General features: G+C 58.5%; 12 protein-coding genes. 7 read left to right on the top strand and 5 right to left on the bottom strand.

The window, feature by feature from the left end; all coding sequences use genetic code 11:
• Window positions 1-247: 247 nt before the first annotated feature.
• On the top strand, window positions 248-964 hold the full coding sequence (gene tsaA / locus DFT_RS03560) for a tRNA (N6-threonylcarbamoyladenosine(37)-N6)-methyltransferase TrmO (RefSeq protein ID WP_054029843.1): 717 nt from the start codon (window positions 248-250) through the stop codon (window positions 962-964).
• A gap of 1 nt (window position 965) precedes the next feature.
• Here tsaA and DFT_RS03555 read toward each other — a convergent pair whose 3' ends face one another.
• On the bottom strand, window positions 966-2117 hold the full coding sequence (locus DFT_RS03555) for a PQQ-dependent sugar dehydrogenase (protein ID WP_200907006.1): 1152 nt from the start codon (window positions 2115-2117) through the stop codon (window positions 966-968).
• A 137-nt stretch (window positions 2118-2254) separates the two neighbouring features.
• Here DFT_RS03555 and DFT_RS03550 point away from each other — a divergent pair, with 137 nt between their 5' ends.
• Window positions 2255-3229, top strand: a complete 975-nt coding sequence (locus DFT_RS03550) for a thioredoxin family protein (protein ID WP_054029841.1) — start codon at window positions 2255-2257, stop codon at window positions 3227-3229.
• A gap of 12 nt (window positions 3230-3241) precedes the next feature.
• On the opposite strand, the gene DFT_RS03545 is transcribed toward DFT_RS03550, so the two are convergent.
• The 4 genes from DFT_RS03545 to DFT_RS03530 all read right to left on the bottom strand — a co-directional run bounded on the left by DFT_RS03545 (window position 3242) and on the right by DFT_RS03530 (window position 8179).
• Entirely contained in the window at window positions 3242-4882 is a 1641-nt protein-coding gene (locus DFT_RS03545; protein ID WP_083453295.1) for a DNA recombination protein RmuC, read from the bottom strand.
• 139 nt (window positions 4883-5021) lie between these two features.
• Complete coding sequence (locus DFT_RS03540) at window positions 5022-6176, bottom strand: TRAP transporter substrate-binding protein (RefSeq protein WP_054029839.1); 1155 nt, start codon at window positions 6174-6176, stop codon at window positions 5022-5024.
• Between the two features lie 138 nt (window positions 6177-6314).
• A complete protein-coding gene (locus DFT_RS03535) occupies window positions 6315-7640 on the bottom strand; it encodes a TRAP transporter large permease (RefSeq protein ID WP_054029838.1) in 1326 nt (441 codons plus the stop codon).
• Complete coding sequence (locus DFT_RS03530; RefSeq protein ID WP_054029837.1) at window positions 7640-8179, bottom strand: TRAP transporter small permease subunit; 540 nt, start codon at window positions 8177-8179, stop codon at window positions 7640-7642. Before DFT_RS03530 ends, DFT_RS03535 begins: the two co-directional genes overlap by 1 nt.
• A gap of 879 nt (window positions 8180-9058) precedes the next feature.
• On the opposite strand from DFT_RS03530, the gene DFT_RS03525 reads away from it, so the two are divergent.
• The 5 genes from DFT_RS03525 (at window position 9059) to DFT_RS03505 (ending at window position 17471) form a co-directional block, all read left to right on the top strand.
• Complete coding sequence (locus DFT_RS03525; protein ID WP_054029836.1) at window positions 9059-10636, top strand: acetyl-CoA decarbonylase/synthase complex subunit delta; 1578 nt, start codon at window positions 9059-9061, stop codon at window positions 10634-10636.
• Window positions 10637-10704: 68 nt separating this feature from the next.
• Window positions 10705-12723: an anaerobic carbon-monoxide dehydrogenase catalytic subunit gene (gene cooS / locus DFT_RS03520; RefSeq protein WP_054029835.1), complete on the top strand. Its 2019-nt coding sequence runs from the start codon at window positions 10705-10707 to the stop codon at window positions 12721-12723.
• A gap of 35 nt (window positions 12724-12758) precedes the next feature.
• Window positions 12759-14972 carry an acetyl-CoA decarbonylase/synthase complex subunit alpha/beta gene (acsB, locus tag DFT_RS03515; RefSeq protein ID WP_054029834.1) on the top strand — a complete coding sequence of 738 codons (2214 nt, stop codon included), beginning with the start codon at window positions 12759-12761 and terminating at the stop codon, window positions 14970-14972.
• Between the two features lie 75 nt (window positions 14973-15047).
• On the top strand, window positions 15048-16394 hold the full coding sequence (acsC, locus tag DFT_RS03510) for an acetyl-CoA decarbonylase/synthase complex subunit gamma (RefSeq protein ID WP_054029833.1): 1347 nt from the start codon (window positions 15048-15050) through the stop codon (window positions 16392-16394).
• 180 nt (window positions 16395-16574) lie between these two features.
• Window positions 16575-17471, top strand: a complete 897-nt coding sequence (locus tag DFT_RS03505) for a dihydropteroate synthase (RefSeq protein WP_054029832.1) — start codon at window positions 16575-16577, stop codon at window positions 17469-17471.
• Window positions 17472-17596 lie beyond the last annotated feature (125 nt).

The following is a 17596-nucleotide window of genomic DNA, read 5'->3' as shown; positions in this document are numbered from 1 at the left end:
GGCGTTAAACCGCCGGAGGTGTGCCGTTCGCCGGCCTCCCCGCCCAGCGGGTTCACCGGCAAACCCGAGTCGGCATGCCCTTGACCAACACGCCTGCCATCGGGGGTGACGGCTTTTCACATTCACGGTTTACAATTACCGCCATCTGCCATATCGCAGTGGCAGTGTCTTCGGCCGACGCTTTTCTGCCGCTCGATCGACACCAGGGATTTTAAATGAACACCGCTGCAAGTCAAGGGAGATGTCGATGACCGCCTATCACTTCGAACCCATCGGCCGGATTCACTCCTGCTTCACCGAAAAATTCGGCATTCCCCGGCAACCCAATCTGGTTCCCGAAGCGTGTGCGACGCTCGACATTTTACCGGCGTTTCAGATGGTGGAAGCCTTTCGGGAGTTGGATGAATTTTCCCACGTCTGGATCGTGTTCGTTTTTCATCGCTGTTATGGGCGGCCATGGAAGGCCACCGTCCGGCCGCCGCGTCTGGGCGGTAACCGGCGGGTGGGCGTCTTTGCCAGCCGTTCAGGATTCCGTCCCAATGCCATCGGCCAATCGGTGGTGACCTTGCGACGGATCGAACGAGAAAAAGGACGGCTCCGGCTGCATCTCGGCGGTGTCGACCTGCTCGACGGCACCCCGGTGCTGGACCTCAAGCCCTATTTACCTTATGCCGATTGCATTCCCGATGCACGTGCCGGGTATGCATCAGACGCACCCGCGCACGACCGACCCATCACATTTTCACCAGATGCCGAACGACGGATCGCGATCCTCGATGCGGCAAGGTATCCCAACCTGAAGGCGCTCATCACCGGCCTGCTTTCCCAGGATCCGCGACCGGCCTACAAGGGCACCGGGGATCAAGCCGCTTTCGGCATGCGTCTTTGGGACCTGAATATCAAATTCGAAATGCAGGCAAATGGCATGGTCGTGACCGACATTGAAACGATTTGCGGAAAATGATCTATTTTTGGGTCTGATTTTGGGTCTGACGGTACGAGATGCGATAGATCACCCCGTTTTTATCATCGGATACCAACAGGCTTCCATCGCGCATGATCTCAACGTCCACCGGCCGGCCCCATGCCGCTCCGCCAACCAACCACCCGGTGGCAAACGGTTCGTAGGAGACCACACGATCGCCGCGCAAGCGAGCCACCATCACCCGGTAGCCGATTTTTTCTCTGCGATTCCACGAACCATGCTCAGCGATGAAAATCTGACCGCGGTAGCTATCCGGAAACATCCGACCAACGTAAAAACGCATCCCCAAAGCCGCCACGTGCGGTCCCAATGCGGCCGCCGGTGGCGTGAACTGCTCGCAGGATTGACTGCTGCCGAATTGCGGGTCGGCCAGGGTGCCGCCATGGCAGTGGGGAAATCCAAAATGAAGGCCCGGCATGGTCGCCCGGTTCAGTTCGTCCGGGGGCTGGTCGTCACCCATCCAGTCGCGGCCATTATCGGTGAACCACAAATCTCCGCTGACCGGATGCCAATCAAATCCGACGGTGTTGCGTACGCCCCGGGCATAGATTTCCAAGCCGCTGCCATCGCGGTTGATACGGGTGATACTGGCATAAATGGGTTCGTCGCGCAGGCATACATTGCAGGGGGCGCCCACCGGCACATAGAGTTTTCCATCCGGTCCAAAGCGGATGAACTTCCAGCCATGATGATCGTCCGTTGGATAGTCATCGAATACGATCTCCGGCGTCAGCGGCTTTTCCAGATGCGCCTCGATCTGCCGGAACCTCAAGATGCGATGGACCTCGGACACATACAAATCGCCGTTCCACAACGCCACGCCGTTGGGCATGGTGAGGCCGTCTGCGATGGTGAAGACCCGGTCTGCCTGCAGATCGCCATTGCTGTCGACCACCGCGTAGACCTTGCCTTCGATCCGCGTGCCGACAAACAGGGTGCCGGACGGACTCAGGGCCATGGACCGGGCATTGGGCACCTGGTCGGTGTAAAGATGGATGTCGAAGCCGGCCGGCAGCTGGACGGCCGTCATCAGGGTACGCTCTTTCAAGCCGGCCGACACCATTGGGGGCACGGCAGTCCATGAGATGAACAGGGCCAGGATCACGATGGACGACAACACGCTTTTTTTCACGGCGGGCCTCCGGGGGTTGAACGAAGCTCTTTTCATTGAAGCATCGAAGCGTAATGTGGTAATGGCTGATACGGCGTCAATAGAGATAATGCAGCATATGAATTGTTGGAACAGATGTCAAAACAGGAGTGCATCCCATGACACCCCATGACGAACAGCGCATCGTCGAGCGGATGAAAGCACTGAAATCGCCCGTCCAAATTGCGCTGACCGGTGGATCGGACCAAGCCGGCCGGCGATTGGCCGACTTTTTCGACCGGCTGCGGTCCATTGCACCGATCGTCGAAAAGCGCCCCGCCCCCGAAGAGCCTTTCCGCTCTCCTGCCCTGATCCTGGGGCGTCATGCCAACATCGCCTATCAGGCCGTGCCCGAAGGCCCTGAAATCGACCCCTTCCTCAAGGCCTTGGGGGTTGCCGGCGAAACGGAATTGGGGATTTCGACCGAACTCAGAACACAAGCCGGCAGCATCGAATTGCCGGCCGACCTCGTCTTGTTCATCTCCATGCAATGTCCCCATTGCCCGGTGGTGGCCGCTCAATTGATCGAGATGGCCGATGCCTCCCCCCGCCTCCGGCTCACGGTCATCGATGCCCTGCTGTTCACCGAACCGGCGGGAGCCCATGACATTCGGTCGGTGCCGACCCTGATCCTGGACGAACGCATTCGCTGGACCGGCCAGATCCAGGCGGCCGAGGTCCTTCGTCAATGTATCCAGCGCGATCCGTCCCAGCTTTCAGCCTCGTCGCTGCGCCAGATCATCGAATCGGGTGAAGCGGCAAGGCTGGCCGGCATGATGGCGACGCATGGCAGCTGTTTCCCGGCCATGCTCGATCTGCTCACCAGCGAACGCTGGTCCGTCCGCCTGGGCGCCATGGTCACTGTCGAGTATCTGGTCGACGAGGCGCCCGACCTGGCCGCCGACCTGGTCGCGCCGTTATGGCGTCGATTCGACCGGCTGAGCGAGCCGATCCAGGGGGATGTGGTCCAGGTCATCGGGCAAATCGGAGATGACGAAGCCGTTGCCTGCCTGCAGAAGATCGTGTCTGCCGATTACGCCGAGAGTGTCAGGGAAGCCGCCGCCGAGGAGATCGCAAACCGTTCAACCAACTGAAACCGAGACGCGTCACCCCTGCTGGTCGTCTTCGAGATCAGCCATGTCAGTGTCGTCTGGTGCCGCCATCCCGGCCGGCAACGCCTTGGCGGCTTTGGCACCTAAAATTTTGAGCTGCTCGGCCCGGCGGATGAGATTGCCCCGACCGCTCACCAGACGGTCATATGCGGACTGGTAGGCACCGCGGGCACGTTCCAGTTGAAGCCCGACCTCCTCCAACGCCGCCACGAACCCCACGAATTTGTCATAGAGGCCACCGGCCTTGGTGGCAATCTCCAGCGCATGACGATTTTGATATTCATGGCGCCAGATGTTCTGAATGGTTCGTAAGGTGACCAGCAAGGTCGACGGGCTCACCAGGACGATATTCTGCTCGAATGCCTCGATAAAAAGCTCCCCCTGGCGTTCCACAGCGGCCAGGAACGCCGCCTCGACGGGGACGAACATGAGCGTGAAATCGGGGCTGCGCACCCCTTCCAGTGAATCGTAACGTTTGCCGGCCAGGGAACGGATGTGATGGCGCAGCGCATCGATGTGAGCGCCAAGGAACTGCTCCCGCTCCTGCGGCGCCTCGGCATTGAAATAGGCCTCATACGCCTTGAGGGATACCTTGGCGTCCACGATCACATCCTTGCCCTCGGGCAGCCTGACGATGGCGTCGGGCTGATACCGGCGACCGGTCTGGTCGTGAAGTCCCGCCTGCACCTCGTACTCGCGACCCTTTTGCAGTCCCGATGCCTCCAGCACCCGTTCCAGGACCACCTCGCCCCAGTTGCCGCGCGCCTTGCTGTCCCCCTTGAGCGCCCGGGTCAGGTTGACGGCCTCCTTGCTGATCCTCTGATTCAACTCCTTGAGGTGATGAATTTCCGCCTGGAGGGCCGTGCGGTCGCGGGTCTCTTTGTCGTAGACATCTTCGACCCGCCGTTTGAATTCGCCGATCTGATCGCGCAGGGGACCGATGAGCTGATCCACGGCGGTGCGGTTCTGATCGACAAATTTATGGCTTTTCTCTTCGAATATCTGCTGGGCCAGGTTTTCGAATTCGTTTTTGAGCTGGTCGCGGGCCTGGTGGATCAGGGCGATCTTTTCGGCCGCCTGTTTGCGTTCCTCATCGAGAATGGCAGTGAGCTCGGAAATGTGCGCCTTGGAATTGGAGAGTTGCTGCTGAAGCGCCGCCATTTGGGTCTCTTTTCGGGCCAGATCTTCCTCGACCCGGACCAGCCGGTCGCCCTTCTCCTGTGCTTTGGCCAGTGCCGCCGACTCCCGGCGCAACTCCGCCTGGAATCGATCCGACTGGTTCCGCACTTCGTCCAGCGTTTTCTCCAACGCCGGGATCTGCTGCAGATGCGCCTCGAGAGCCGCATTGGCGGTCTGCAGCGTCTCTTTTTCCTGCTGCCGACGCCGGGATTCGGCCTCGCATTCAATGACCTGGATGCGTAACTGATCGGTCATCTCCTGGAGCGTCAGTTGCCTTTCCTGCAGAAGGCGCTGTTCGGTAGTCGCGTCGGCCAGCAGCCGCTCGAAGCGGTTTTTCAATCGGCTGCGCACCAGCCATCCAGCCATCAGACCACCGCCCAGAAGACCCAATGCGGCCGCCAACAAAATAGAAAAATGATCGTTGAAAAATGCGGTCAATGTCCAATTCCCATCCATCGCGTCAAGGCAACCTACCTGTTCAGGGTTTGGAAATCAATGCCGGCAAAAAAACGCCCGCGGCCACATCAAAGTGGTCCGCAGGCGTACCTTTTTGAATGGAAGACGATGGCCGCCAGGGTAGCGGCATCGGTATCGACTATGATTTGAGTTTGTACTTGTCGGCGATCACGTTAAAGTAAGCGTCGTCGGCCACCGTACCCCATATGCCGACCTGCTCCTTGAACTTCTTGAAGGCCTCGTGCACCTTGCGCGAGGGGGCATCCTTGTCGGCTTCCTCCTCCAGGGTCTCCATGGCCAGCTTGCGCAAGTCGTCCATCAAGGGCGCCGGGAATTGGACCAGATTGACCTTATGTTGGGTGATCAACTCCTGCAAGGCCGCGCCGTTGCCCGCCTCGAACTGGCAGAGGCTCCACAGGTTGGTCTCGGCGGCGACGGCATCGAGAATCATGCGCAGCTCGCCGGGCAGATCGTCGTAGACCTTCTTGTTGAAGATGACCTCGAGGGTCGTGCCCGGTTCGTGCCAGCCCGGATAGTAGTAATATTGAGCGGCCTTGTAGAACCCCATACGCAGGTCATGCAGCGGCCCGACCCATTCGGTGGCGTCGATGACGCCGCGTTCCAATGAGGTGAATATTTCACCCGCCGGTAACAGCACCACCGTTCCGCCCGCTTTGGCGATCACCTTGCCGCCCAATCCGGGAATACGCATCTTCAGCCCTTTGTAATCCGCCAGCGTATTCATCTCCTTACGAAACCAACCGCCCATCTGAACCCCGGTGTTACCCTGGGGCCGCGGCACCACGTTGAAGGGGGCATACACCTCTTCCCACAACTCGAGCCCGCCCCCACCGTAGAACCATGCATTGATCCCCTGGGGATTTAAACCAAATGGCACCGAGGAGAACCATTGGGCCGAGGGCACCTTGCCGGCCCAGTAGTAGGATGCGCCGCTGCCGCATTCGACCGTACCCGCCGATACGGCGTCAAATGTGTTGAGCGCCGGAACCAGTTCTCCGGCCGCAAACACCTTGATCGTGATGCGACCGTTGGTGGCCTCGGCCACCCGCTTGGCGAAGCGTTCGGCACCGGTCTGAAGAACCGGAAGGTTGGGCGGCCAGGTGGTGACCATGCGCCACTCGTACTTCTTCTCGGCAATGACCGCCGGGGCTTTGGTCTCTTCGGTTTTCGGGGTCTCCTCCTTTTTCTGCCCGCACGCTGCGAGCCCTGCCGCCGCCGTCACTGCGCCGGCCGCCACCAAACCCGATTTCTTCAGAAAATCCCGTCTCTCCATCGTGACATTCCCCTTTCGTTGTTTGATTTGTTCGTCGATCCGCTTATCCCCCGAATCGTCGGCGCGAAATGCCCATAACAGATTTCCTGCCCACGCACTCTAAAGACTTACGACCCGTTATTCTCATCCAACGAATCCCTAATTGGAAAAGACCACTTTCGGCAGCCAGGTGACCAGTTTTGGATAGAGCACCACGATCACCAGGCCGAGCAATTGTATGAACACATACGGAATGATACCGCGGTAAATATGTTCCGTTCTGATTTCCGGCGGCGTCACCGCTTTGAGGTAGAACAGGGAAAATCCGAACGGCGGCGTCATGAAGGAGGTTTGCAGATTCACGGCAATCAGGATGCAAAACCAGGCCGGGTCAAACCCGAACTCGAGCATGATGGGGGCCAATACCGGCACGTGGATGAAAGTAATCTCGATGAAATCGAGGAAGAACCCGATGACGAAGATCAACCCCATGACCACGGCCAGCACGAACCACTGACCGTGCTGATCGGCCAGTCCACCGAGGAAATGACGCACCAGCTCATCGCCGCCCATGCCTCGGAATACCAACCCGAAAGAGGCGGCGCCGACCAGAATGATAAACACCATGCAGGTCAGCTGGGTGGTCGCGTGCATGACCTCACGAAGGGTGGTCATGTTGAACCTGCGATTCAGGATCGTGAGCACTGTGGCGCCAACGGCACCTACGGCTGCCGCCTCGGTGGGCGAGGCCACCCCGGCAAAGATCGACCCCAACACGGCGATCATCAAAAAGAGCGGAGGGAAAAGGGCGCGCATCACCTTGCCGGCCATGATGCGCGGGGTTAGAGCGGCCAGTTCGGCGCGGGGTATGGGAGGCGCCAGCTTGGGACGAATAAAGGAAATGATGATGATATACACGGCGTAGAGCCCCACCAGCAGCATGCCCGGCAAGACCGCCCCCATGAAGAGGTCACCGACCGGGACCCCGACGATATCGCCGATGAGGACCAGCACGATACTGGGCGGTATGATCTGTCCGAGGGTTCCCGAAGCCGAAACCGTTCCGGTGATCAGCTCCTTCTGATAGCCGCGTTTGAGCATGGTCGGCACGGCCAGCAGGCCCATGGTGACCACCGTGGCGCCGACGATGCCTGTGGATGCGCCCAACAATGCTCCGACGGCCACCACCGACACGGCCAGACCGCCGCGGATTCGGCCGAACAGCAACCCCATGGTGTCGAGCAACTCCTCGGCCAGGCCGGAACGCTCCAGCATCACCCCCATGAAGACGAACAACGGCACGGCCAGCAAGGTGACGTTGGTCATCACGCCCCAGATACGCAGGGGCAGCAGGTCGAAAAAAGACCAGCCGAAACCGATCAGTCCAAAGGTCAGGGCCGTGCCCATGAGGGTGAATGTCACCGGAAAACCACCCATCAGCAGAACCGTCAGCGCCAGAAACATCCAGGCCGGCAGGTAGTTCATTACTTCTTGTTTCCTTCTATCTCATTGGGAATGGGTGTATTGCAGATGGTGAGAAGGCTCTTGAACCCCATGGAAATGCCCTGGAGCAGCACCAGGGAAAAACCGGCCGGGATGCATGCTTTGATCACCCAGCGGTAGGGGATGCCCCCCGGGTCAGGAGATCCCTCCATGATGGCAAAACTGTTTTGGACAAAATTCAAGGAGGTCACAATGATCATCAGACAACCGGGAATGAGAAAAAACAAAACTCCAACCAGATTGACCCAGGCCTGGGCCTTGGGAGTCAACTTCTGGTAAATGATGTCCACCCGCACATGGCCGTCTTTGAGCAGGGTGTAGCCGGCGCCGATGAGGAAGATAAAAGCGAAAAGATGCCACTCCAGTTCCTGGGTAAAAACAAAACTCGTATTGAAAAGGTAGCGCATGACCACATCGACAAACACCACAGCCACGACCAGAGCCGTGGTCCAGGCCACAAAACGCCCCACCCAGGAATTGATCGCATCGATCCAGAGACAAAAACGCTTGATCCACTCCATACCGATTGTGCTTTCCTTGTATGCCGGTTCCGGAAACTCTTAAAGTGAACGATAGCCCTGCATCCTCACCCAATTCAAGGGGCACCTGGCATCCATCTCCTCCTGAATAGCATTCATTTGATTATAAAAAATCAATAATTTAAAGTTCAACTACCACAAGTGTTCTTTCAGGACAAGCGAAAAGCTTGACCGTTGGAGATCCGTATCCTATGGGAACCGGCAAGGGCCCTTATCGGCACCTGAGGTAAACGTCACGCGCCTTTCCGATGAAAATAGACACGCGTTCCTTTTTTCAGGCCATAGTGCACCTATATCTATTGACAATAAAAAGGCCTCTATATTAATGTGAACCCTTGGTTTTACATCGGCCGCGATAATCTTTTTAACATATTGATATTATTTATAATTGCAACGCCGTTAAAACAGTGCACCATCTTAACCAACGGACCGAGGCAAACACAGCCGACATGAGTATGTCGTTGAACCGATACGATGTGACGATCAGCCGATCCAGCTTCTCATCCGGCTGTGCCTCGACGCCCGCCCCACACCTGCTTTCAAACACGTTTATTTTAATTTTAAACCGGATAAGAAACCAACCGAACCAATTAAAATTTAAAAAAGGAAAGGAGGAAATTTCTGCAAGAGAACATGAAAGCGATCGCCTTGCACTCTACCTGAGCCGATCGAAGACCTGCATCAGCCGCCCATCATCGAAAACCACGCCCCGGATAATCAGCCCCCGTGCATCGATGAGACCATCGAACGGGCAAGCTTCGTTCGGGACTCAGGGCCGGTCCTATGCAGGCCATACGGCCACGCAAGGCGGGATTTCTCACAGAATGCAACTTTTAACCGGTATCGCATAAGGAGGTAACTTTGGCTTTCGAATTCTACAAAGAAAGTTATGCCGGCAGCGTCCAAGCGGTCACCCTGGGCAAAGGGGACAAGGCCGTGACTGTTGGCGGAGAAACTGGCTATCCGTTCTATCATTTCGAAGGCGAGATGCCCAACAAGCCTAAGATTGCAATGGAAATTTGGGACACAACGCCGACGGACTGGGCCGAAGCCGCCCTGGCGCCGTACAAGGACGTGGTCAACGACCCGGCCGCCTGGGCCAAAAAATGTGTCGACACCTACGGCGCCGAACTGATCGTGCTGCAATTGAAAAGCATCGATCCCAACGGCGACAACGCGTCCCCGGAGTCGGCCTCTGCGACGGTCGGAAAGGTGCTGGGCGCCATCAATGTACCGCTGATCATCTGGGGATGCGCCAACCCGGCCAAGGACGAAGCGACCTTGAAAAAAATCGCCGAGGATCACCAGGGCGCGAATCTCATCCTGGGACCGGTGGAAGACAAGAATCACAAAGGCATCGGGGCCGCGGCCATGGCGTACGGCCATACGCTGATCTCTTCCAGCCCCATCGATGTCAACCTGGCCAAGCAGGTCAACATTCTGCTGGAAAACCTGGGCATGCCCTTGAAGAGGGTCATTATCGATCCGACCACCGGCGGCCTGGGTTACGGCATGGAATACAGCTATTCGGTCATGGAGCGTCTGCGCATGGCCGCATTGGCCCAGGGCGACGACAAGCTGCAGTTGCCGGTCATCAACAACCTGGGAAACGAAGTATGGAAATGCAAGGAAGCCAAGCAGCCGGTCGATGAGGCCCCCACACTGGGCGACCCCGAAAAGCGCGGCATTCTGATGGAAGCGGTCGGTGCTGTCACCTATCTGCTCGCGGGCAGCGACGTGGTGATCATGCGCCATCCGGAATCGATCCGCCTGGCCAAAAGCTACATCGATCTGTTGATCGACGGCGGCAGCGCCAAGGATGTGGCCGCCATCACCAAGATGCTTGAGGCCAAACCGGTCGACCTGGCCGCCATCGCTCCCGAGCCTGACCTGAAAATCGAAGAAGAAAAGAAGGCCGCTCCGGCCGCTGCCAAGAAGGCGGCACCCAAGGCTGAAGCGCCCAAGGCAGCACCGGCTGCAGCCAAACCGGCCGCTCCGAAGGCAGAGGCACCCAAAGCCGAGGCGCCCAAACCGGCCGCCGCTGCCGCTCCGGCGGTAGATGCCCCCAAGGCCGAAGCCGACACCAAGGCCAAGGCCGAGGCGGGTGCCAAAGCCAAGGCCGAAGCCGAAGCAGCGGCAAAAGCCAAGGCCGAGGCGGATGCCAAGGCCAAAGCCGAAGCAGCGGCAAAGGCCAAGGCCGACGCCGAAGCCAAAGCCAAGGCCGAAGCCGAAGCCAAAGCCAAAGCCGAAGTGGCCAAGCGTGAGGCCGAGGAAGACGCCCTGCGTCAGAAGCGGGCCGCCGAACGCGAAGCCCAGATGAAAAAACGCATGGCCGAAGAGACAGAGGAAGCCGTTTCCAAGACAGCCGCGGCCATTCAAGCCGACGCGCTGGAAAAAATGACGGCGCTGCTGGACCGCATCCATCGCCGCGGCGCCTAACCCAGGCCGACGCGGTCCGATGCATTCGGAACCATATATTCTTATAAACAATCGAGGAGGAACCTCTAATGGCAGAAGAAGCGAAAGCCAAAGCACCCAAATTGGCGGACCCCATTGCCGCGACCATCGACCCCGCCAGCCAGGAAATGATCCGGCGGGCGCAAGAATTGAACATCGACACGGTCTTCGACCGTGCCGAACAAATGAAACCCTGTGCCATTGGCGTTCAGGGGATCTGCTGCAAAAACTGCTCGATGGGTCCCTGCCGCCTGCCGTTGCCCAAGGGCGGCATCGTAGGCGAAGACACCCGCAAGGGCCTTTGCGGCGCCACGGCCAACACCATTGCTGCGCGTAACTTCATTCGCATGATCGCCGGCGGCGCGTCCGCTCACTCGGATCACGGCCGCAGCGTGGCCGAGGTGTTCATGACGGCCGCCCGCAAGGAGACCGACGCCTATAGGATCAAAGACACCAATAAACTCCTGGCCGTGGCCGAGGCCCTGCAAGTGGACACCACGGTCGAGGTGGACGGCGAGACCAAGGACCGCGACATCGATGAAATCGCCCTCGAAGTGGCCAAGAAAGCCATGAACGAGTGGGGCAAGCCCGAAGGCGAACTGCTCTACCTGAAACGCGCTCCCCAGGCCCTTTATGACAAATGGACCAAGGCCGGCGTCAAGCCGCGCAACATCGACCGTGAAATCGTCGAGATCATGCACCGCACCCACATGGGCGTGGACCAGGACTACAAGAACCTGATCAAACAGGGCAGCCGGGCGGCCATCGCCGACGGCTGGGGCGGCTCCATGCTGGCCACCGATCTGCAGGACATCCTGTTCGGCACTCCCTATCCCCTGCAGTCCGAGGCCAACCTGGGCGTCATGAAGGAAGACCACGTCAACCTGATCATCCACGGGCATGAACCGGTCCTGTCGGAAATCATCGTGGCCGTGGCCCAACGCCCGGAAATCATCGAGTATGCCAAGTCCAAGGGCGCCAAAGGCATTCAACTCAGCGGCATCTGCTGCACGGCCAACGAAATCCTGCAGCGTCACGGCGTGCCCTCGGCCGCCACCTTCCTGCAGCAGGAACTGGCCATCATCACCGGCGCCTGTGATGCCATGGTGGTGGACATCCAATGTATCATGCAGAACCTGGCCAACGTGGCCAAGTGTTTCCACACCAAGCTGATCACCACCCACCCCATCGCCAAGATGGAGCAGGACAACGTGCTCCACATCGAATTCGACGAGCACCATGCCGTCGAGGACGCCGAAAAAATCGTCAAAATTGCCATCGACAACTTCCAGAACCGCAGAACGGAAGTGATGATTCCGCGCCAGAAAGCCACCCAGATTGCCGGCTTCGGCGTCGAGTCGATCCAGTACCACCTGGGCGGCACCTTCCGCGGCACCTACTACACTTTGAATGACAACATCATCAACGGCCGTATCCGCGGCATCGCCGGCGTGGTCGGCTGCAACAACGCCCGTACCCGTCACAACGAAGCCCACATCACCGTGGTGAAGGAGCTGATCAAAAACGACGTGATCGTTCTGACCACCGGCTGCAACGCCATCGCCTGCGCCATGGCGGGCCTGCTCACCCCGGAAAGCGCCGGCGTCTATTGCGGCCCGGGCCTCAAGGAAGTGTGCGAGACCGTGGGTATTCCGCCGGTCCTGCATTTGGGTTCCTGCGTGGACAACAGCCGCATCCTGCTGGCCGCCACAGAAGTGGTCAAGGCCGGCGGCCTGGGCAAGGACATCAGCGATCTGCCGGCAGCGGGCAGCGCACCCGAATGGATGAGTGAAAAGGCCATCAGCATCGGCCATTACTTCGTCTGCTCGGGCTTCTACACGGTGTTCGGCGTCACCCTGCCGACCTCCGGCGCGCCGGTGTTCCATGATTACATCAGCAAAGAGCTTGAAAAGCAGTTCGGCGGCATGTGGGACATCGAACCCGATCCCATCAAGCATGCCCAATTGATGATCGCCCACATCGACAGAAAACGCAAAGAGCTGGGCATCGACAAGGCCAGGGACCGCGTCCTGATGGATATGGCGGACCGCCAGAAGCTTGAGGCTTAATTCATTAACCCATATCCTCAACGAAGGAGGAATTCATGTCTAAACTCGTAGCATTTGCCGCCATTCAAGGCGGATACAATATCGTATCCAAAGTCGAGGGAAAATATAAAAGAGCCTTGCAGACTTACAGTGCCGACACCAAGGTGGGCTTCCCCAATACCGCCTACTTTCTGCCGGTGATCTACTCCCTGTTGGGTATCAAGGTCGAAACCTTGGAAGACATGCAGAAACCGTTGGCATTCGCCCGCAAACTGCTGCCGCCGCATGTGAAGGGTCAGAACCACCTCCCCTACCTGGGACCCCTTCTGGACGCCGGCATGGCCGCGCTGTTCGCCTTTGAGCTCGAAGAAGCCCTGCGTTACCTGGAAGATCCCGACTTCTACCTGCCCACCGAAGAGGTGGACGAAGAGGCCGGCAAGATCTGGCTGGGTGCCGCCGACGACACCATCCTGCGCAAACGCGGCGTGGAGTTCGTGGACGGTTCGGCTCCCGGATTCGCCGCCATCGTCGGATCCGCACCGACGCCCGATATCGCCAAAATGATCGTGGAAGAGTACCAGCGCCGCAACCTGTATATTTTCTGCGCGGCCAACCAGAACGGCACCACGGTGATCGACCAGTTGCGCGAAGCGAAAGTGCAGGTCGGCTGGAACACCCGTATCGTCCCGTTCGGTCCGGACATCAGTTCGGCCATCTTTGCCCTGGGCTTCGCCAACCGTGCCGCCATGTCCTTCGGCGGTGTGCAGCCGGGCGACTACAAGAAGATCCTCAAATACAACAAAGACCGTATTTTCGCCTTCGTCAACGCCCTGGGCGATGTCAACGCCGAATGGGCCGCAGCGGCGGCCGGATGTGTGAACTGGGGCTTCCCCACCATCGCCGATACCGACATTCCGGAAATTCTGCCCACCGGTATCTGCACCTACGAACACGTGGTGGCCAATGTCAAACACGACGAGATGGTTCAAAAGTCGGTTGAGGTGCGCGGCCTGAAGACCACGGTCAGCAAGATCGACATCCCCTGCGCCTTCGGCCCGGCCTTTGAGGGCGAACGCGTGCGCGGTGCCGACCTGCACTGCCAAGCCGGCGGCGGCAAGACCCAATGCACCGAATATCTGAAGATGGCCCAGATGAACGAAATCGAAGACGGCAAAGTGGTCGTGGTCGGTCCGGACATCCCGGAAATGAAAGAGGGCAGCGCCTTCCCGCTGGCCATCCTGATGCAGGTGGCCGGCCGCGAGTTCCAGGAGGATTTCGAGCCGATCCTCGAGCGTCAGACCCACCACCTGGTCAACTATATCCAGGGCATCATGCACATGGGCCAGCGCGACATCGCCTGGGTGCGCATCAGCAAAGCCGCTGTTGAAAAGGGTTTCACGCTGAAAGACATCGGCGTGGTGCTGCATGCCAAGTTCCACCAGGATTTCGGCAAGATTCTGGACAAGGTCCAGGTCACCCTCTACACCAAGAAGGAAGACGTGGACAAGATCACCGCCGAAGCCCGCGCCGCTTACAAGCACAGAGACGAACGCGTCGAAAAAATGACCGACGAGGATGTGGAGATCTTTTACTCCTGCACCCTGTGCCAGTCGTTTGCCCCGACCCACGTTTGCGCCGTGAGCCCGGAGCGTACCGGTCTGTGCGGTGCCTATAACTGGATGGACTGCAAGGCCTCCTTCGAAATCAACCCCACCGGCCCCAACCAACCCATCGAGAAGGGCGAAGTGCTCGATCCCAAGCTGGGCCGCTTCAAAGGGGTGGACGAGTTCGTTAAAAAGGCCTCCCGCGGCGCCATCGAAGGTTACAACTTCTACTCCATGGTGATCGACCCCATGACCACCTGCGGCTGCTGCGAATGCATCGCCGCCATGCTGCCCGCCTGCAACGGGGTGATGACCGTCAACCGTGAATTCGCGGGAGAGACGCCGTGCGGCATGAAGTTCACCACCCTGGCCGGTGTCATGGGCGGCGGCGCCCAGTCGCCGGGCTTCGTGGGTCATTCCAAATACAACATCATCCAGAAGAAATTCATCCTCGGTGACGGCGGCCTGCTGCGCATGGTGTGGATGCCCAAGATGCTCAAGGATGAGCTCAAGGACCGCATCAACAAACGTGGCGAGGAGATGGGCGTAAAGAACCTGTACGACATGATCGCCGACGAAACCGTGGGCACCAGCGAAGAGGAGATCATGCCCTTCCTGAAGGAAAAGGGGCATCCCGCTCTTTCCATGGAACCTCTGGTCGGCTAATAAGAACAATGGTTGCCCGGGAGATTCAACAACCGAAGCTCCCGGGCGACATTCAATAAGGATAAGGAGAAACCAATGGCATTAACCGGTATTCAGATTTTCAAGCTCCTGCCGAAAACCAACTGCAAGGAGTGCGGGGTACCCACCTGCCTGGCCTTTGCCATGAACCTGGCATCGGGCAAGGCAGAGTTGGACGCATGCCCTTACGTCTCGGATGAAGCCCGCGCACAGCTGGCCGAGGCCTCCGCACCCCCCATTCGCCCGGTCGTCATCGGCAAAGGCGTACGTAAAGCGACCACCGGCGGTGAAACCGTCCAGTATCGCCATGAGAAAACCTTTTACAACCCCACCCTCCTGGCCACATTGGTCAATTCGGACATCTCCTCCGCCGACCTGGCCACCAAGCTCAAGGGGTGGAATGCCCTGCAGTTTGAACGCGTCGGACTGAACCTGCGTCCCGAACTGGTGGCCTTGAAAGATGTCAATGGCGATGCGAAAGCATTTGCCGCAGCCGCTAAACAGATCGCCGAAACGTCCGAATTCAACGTCATCCTGATGACCGAAAACGTCGATGTGATGAAAGCCGGTGTCGAAGCTGCCGGTTTCAAACGGCCCCTGTTGTACGCCGCCACGGCCGACAACGCCGATGCCATGGGCCAGTTGGCCAAGGAAAGCGGTCTTCCCCTGGCCGTCAAGGCCGACTCGGTGGAAGCGTTGCTTCCGCTGAACGAAAAACTCATGGGCATGGGACTCAAGGACCTGGTCATCGACCCGGGCAGCCGGGAACCCAAACAGGCCAACCTGGATCAAATCGCCATCCGCCGCGCCGCGCTGAAGAACAGCAATCGCACGATCGGCTTCCCCACCATCACCTTCCCCTGCGAGATGGCATCCAATCTCGAGGTGGAGACCCTGATCGCCGCCATGTTCATCGCCAAATACGGCGGCATCGTGGTGTTGTCTGACTTTGCCGGCGAAAGCATTTTCCCGCTGCTGCTCGAGCGGCTCAACATCTACACCGACCCGCAACGGCCCATGACGGTGACCGAAGGCATCTACGAGATCGGCAACCCCGATGAGAACTCGCCGGTGCTGGTGACCACCAACTTCGCGCTCACCTACTTTATCGTCTCCGGTGAGATCGAGGGCAGCCGCGTACCGGCCTGGCTGTTGATCAAGGATTCCGAAGGTCTCTCCGTTCTGACCGCCTGGGCGGCCGGCAAATTCGCCGGTGACGACGTGGGCATGTTCGTGAAGAAGTCCGGCATCATGGAAAAGGTCAAACACACCGAGTTGATCATCCCCGGTTACGCTGCGGCCATCGTCGGCGATATCGAAGAAGAGCTGCCCGGATGGACCGTTACCGTCGGTCCGCGTGAAGCGGCCCATATTCCTGGTTTCCTCAGAGAACGCAACGCCTAATTGAACGTACGGGGGTCGGTCAAACATCAGCCGCCCCCGTTCTGTTTCGATGCAACAAAGCGTTTGCAACCCATGCCAAACTTTAGTAGGAACAGTCGTAACAACCAACCACAAGTTGCTGCGACGGCCATCGCCCGTTTTCCAACACCAATGTGAACGCTACATATTAAGGGAGGAGATATGTTACTCATCGGCGAAAGCTTGAATGTTATTTCCAAAAAGATCGGTCGTGCTTTTAAAGAGCGTGATGCCAAGCCGATCCAGGAAGAGGCGCTGTTTCAGAAAGAAAAAAGAATGGACTACATCGATATCAACCTCGGGCCGGCTAAAAAAGACGGCCACGAGTTGATGCCGTGGGTGGTTCAGGTGGTACAGGAGGTCGTGCCCGACGTTCCCCTGGCTCTGGACACCTCCAATATCGACGCCATCGAGGCGGCCTTGAAGGTGATCAAGCAGGTTCCAAGCGGCACCCCGCACATCATCAACTCCATCATGTGCCGTCCGGAGCGCTATGAGCGCATGGTTCCCATGGCCGCCGAATACAATGCCGATTTCATCGCACTCATGTGGGGTCCGGAAGGATTGCCGCGCGACGAGAACGAACGCGCCGCCCTGTGCGTCGAATTGCTCTACTTTGCCAACGAAGCGGGCATCCCCAACGAAAAGATCTGGGTGGACGGCATCGTGACCCCGGTGAACATCCAACAGCCCCAGGCCATCAGCCTGATGGAGTTCCAGAAGATGCTCCCCGACATGTGCCCCGGTGCCAAGAGCACCTGCGGCCTGTCCAACATCTCCAACGGGCCTCCCGATCACCTGCGCCCCATTTTGAATCAGACCTACATGGTTATGCTTCAAAAATGCGGGATGTTCTCGGTCATTTCAGATCCCCGCGACGAACAGCTGACTGCCATCGCCAAGGGCGAGCGCCAGGACATCGTCGACCTGATTTACGGCATCATGGACGGCAATCAGCCTAACATGGCCAGCCTCTCCAAGGAGCTGCAGGATTACGCCAAGACCGTCAACGTCATCCTGGGCAACACGCTATATTCCGACTCCTGGCTGGAGGTTTGATCGCTTTCGGCTTGCTCAAAAAGTAGAAAAGCCCTGCTTGCGGTATTCACAAGCAGGGCTTTTTCATTTCCGGGTCTTTAAGACCGCAAGATCGCATCAAGTGCTCGCCGCAGGTTTTTGGCTCG

Source organism: Desulfatitalea tepidiphila, assembly GCF_001293685.1.
Taxonomy (GTDB): Bacteria; Desulfobacterota; Desulfobacteria; order Desulfobacterales; family Desulfosarcinaceae; genus Desulfatitalea; species Desulfatitalea tepidiphila.
This window is presented reverse-complemented; position numbering and strand designations above follow the sequence as displayed.

What these genes read in the sequence shown, in the direction of transcription:
- tsaA (WP_054029843.1), top strand. Translation starts at nt 248, where the DNA reads ATGACCGCCTATCACTTCGAACCCATCGGCCGGATTCACTCCTGCTTC.
- DFT_RS03550 (WP_054029841.1), top strand. Translation starts at nt 2,255, where the DNA reads ATGACACCCCATGACGAACAGCGCATCGTCGAGCGGATGAAAGCACTG.
- DFT_RS03545 (WP_083453295.1), bottom strand. Translation starts at nt 4,882, where the DNA reads ATGGATGGGAATTGGACATTGACCGCATTTTTCAACGATCATTTTTCT.
- DFT_RS03540 (WP_054029839.1), bottom strand. Translation starts at nt 6,176, where the DNA reads ATGGAGAGACGGGATTTTCTGAAGAAATCGGGTTTGGTGGCGGCCGGC.
- DFT_RS03535 (WP_054029838.1), bottom strand. Translation starts at nt 7,640, where the DNA reads ATGAACTACCTGCCGGCCTGGATGTTTCTGGCGCTGACGGTTCTGCTG.
- DFT_RS03530 (WP_054029837.1), bottom strand. Translation starts at nt 8,179, where the DNA reads ATGGAGTGGATCAAGCGTTTTTGTCTCTGGATCGATGCGATCAATTCC.
- cooS (WP_054029835.1), top strand. Translation starts at nt 10,705, where the DNA reads ATGGCAGAAGAAGCGAAAGCCAAAGCACCCAAATTGGCGGACCCCATT.
- acsB (WP_054029834.1), top strand. Translation starts at nt 12,759, where the DNA reads ATGTCTAAACTCGTAGCATTTGCCGCCATTCAAGGCGGATACAATATC.
- acsC (WP_054029833.1), top strand. Translation starts at nt 15,048, where the DNA reads ATGGCATTAACCGGTATTCAGATTTTCAAGCTCCTGCCGAAAACCAAC.
- DFT_RS03505 (WP_054029832.1), top strand. Translation starts at nt 16,575, where the DNA reads ATGTTACTCATCGGCGAAAGCTTGAATGTTATTTCCAAAAAGATCGGT.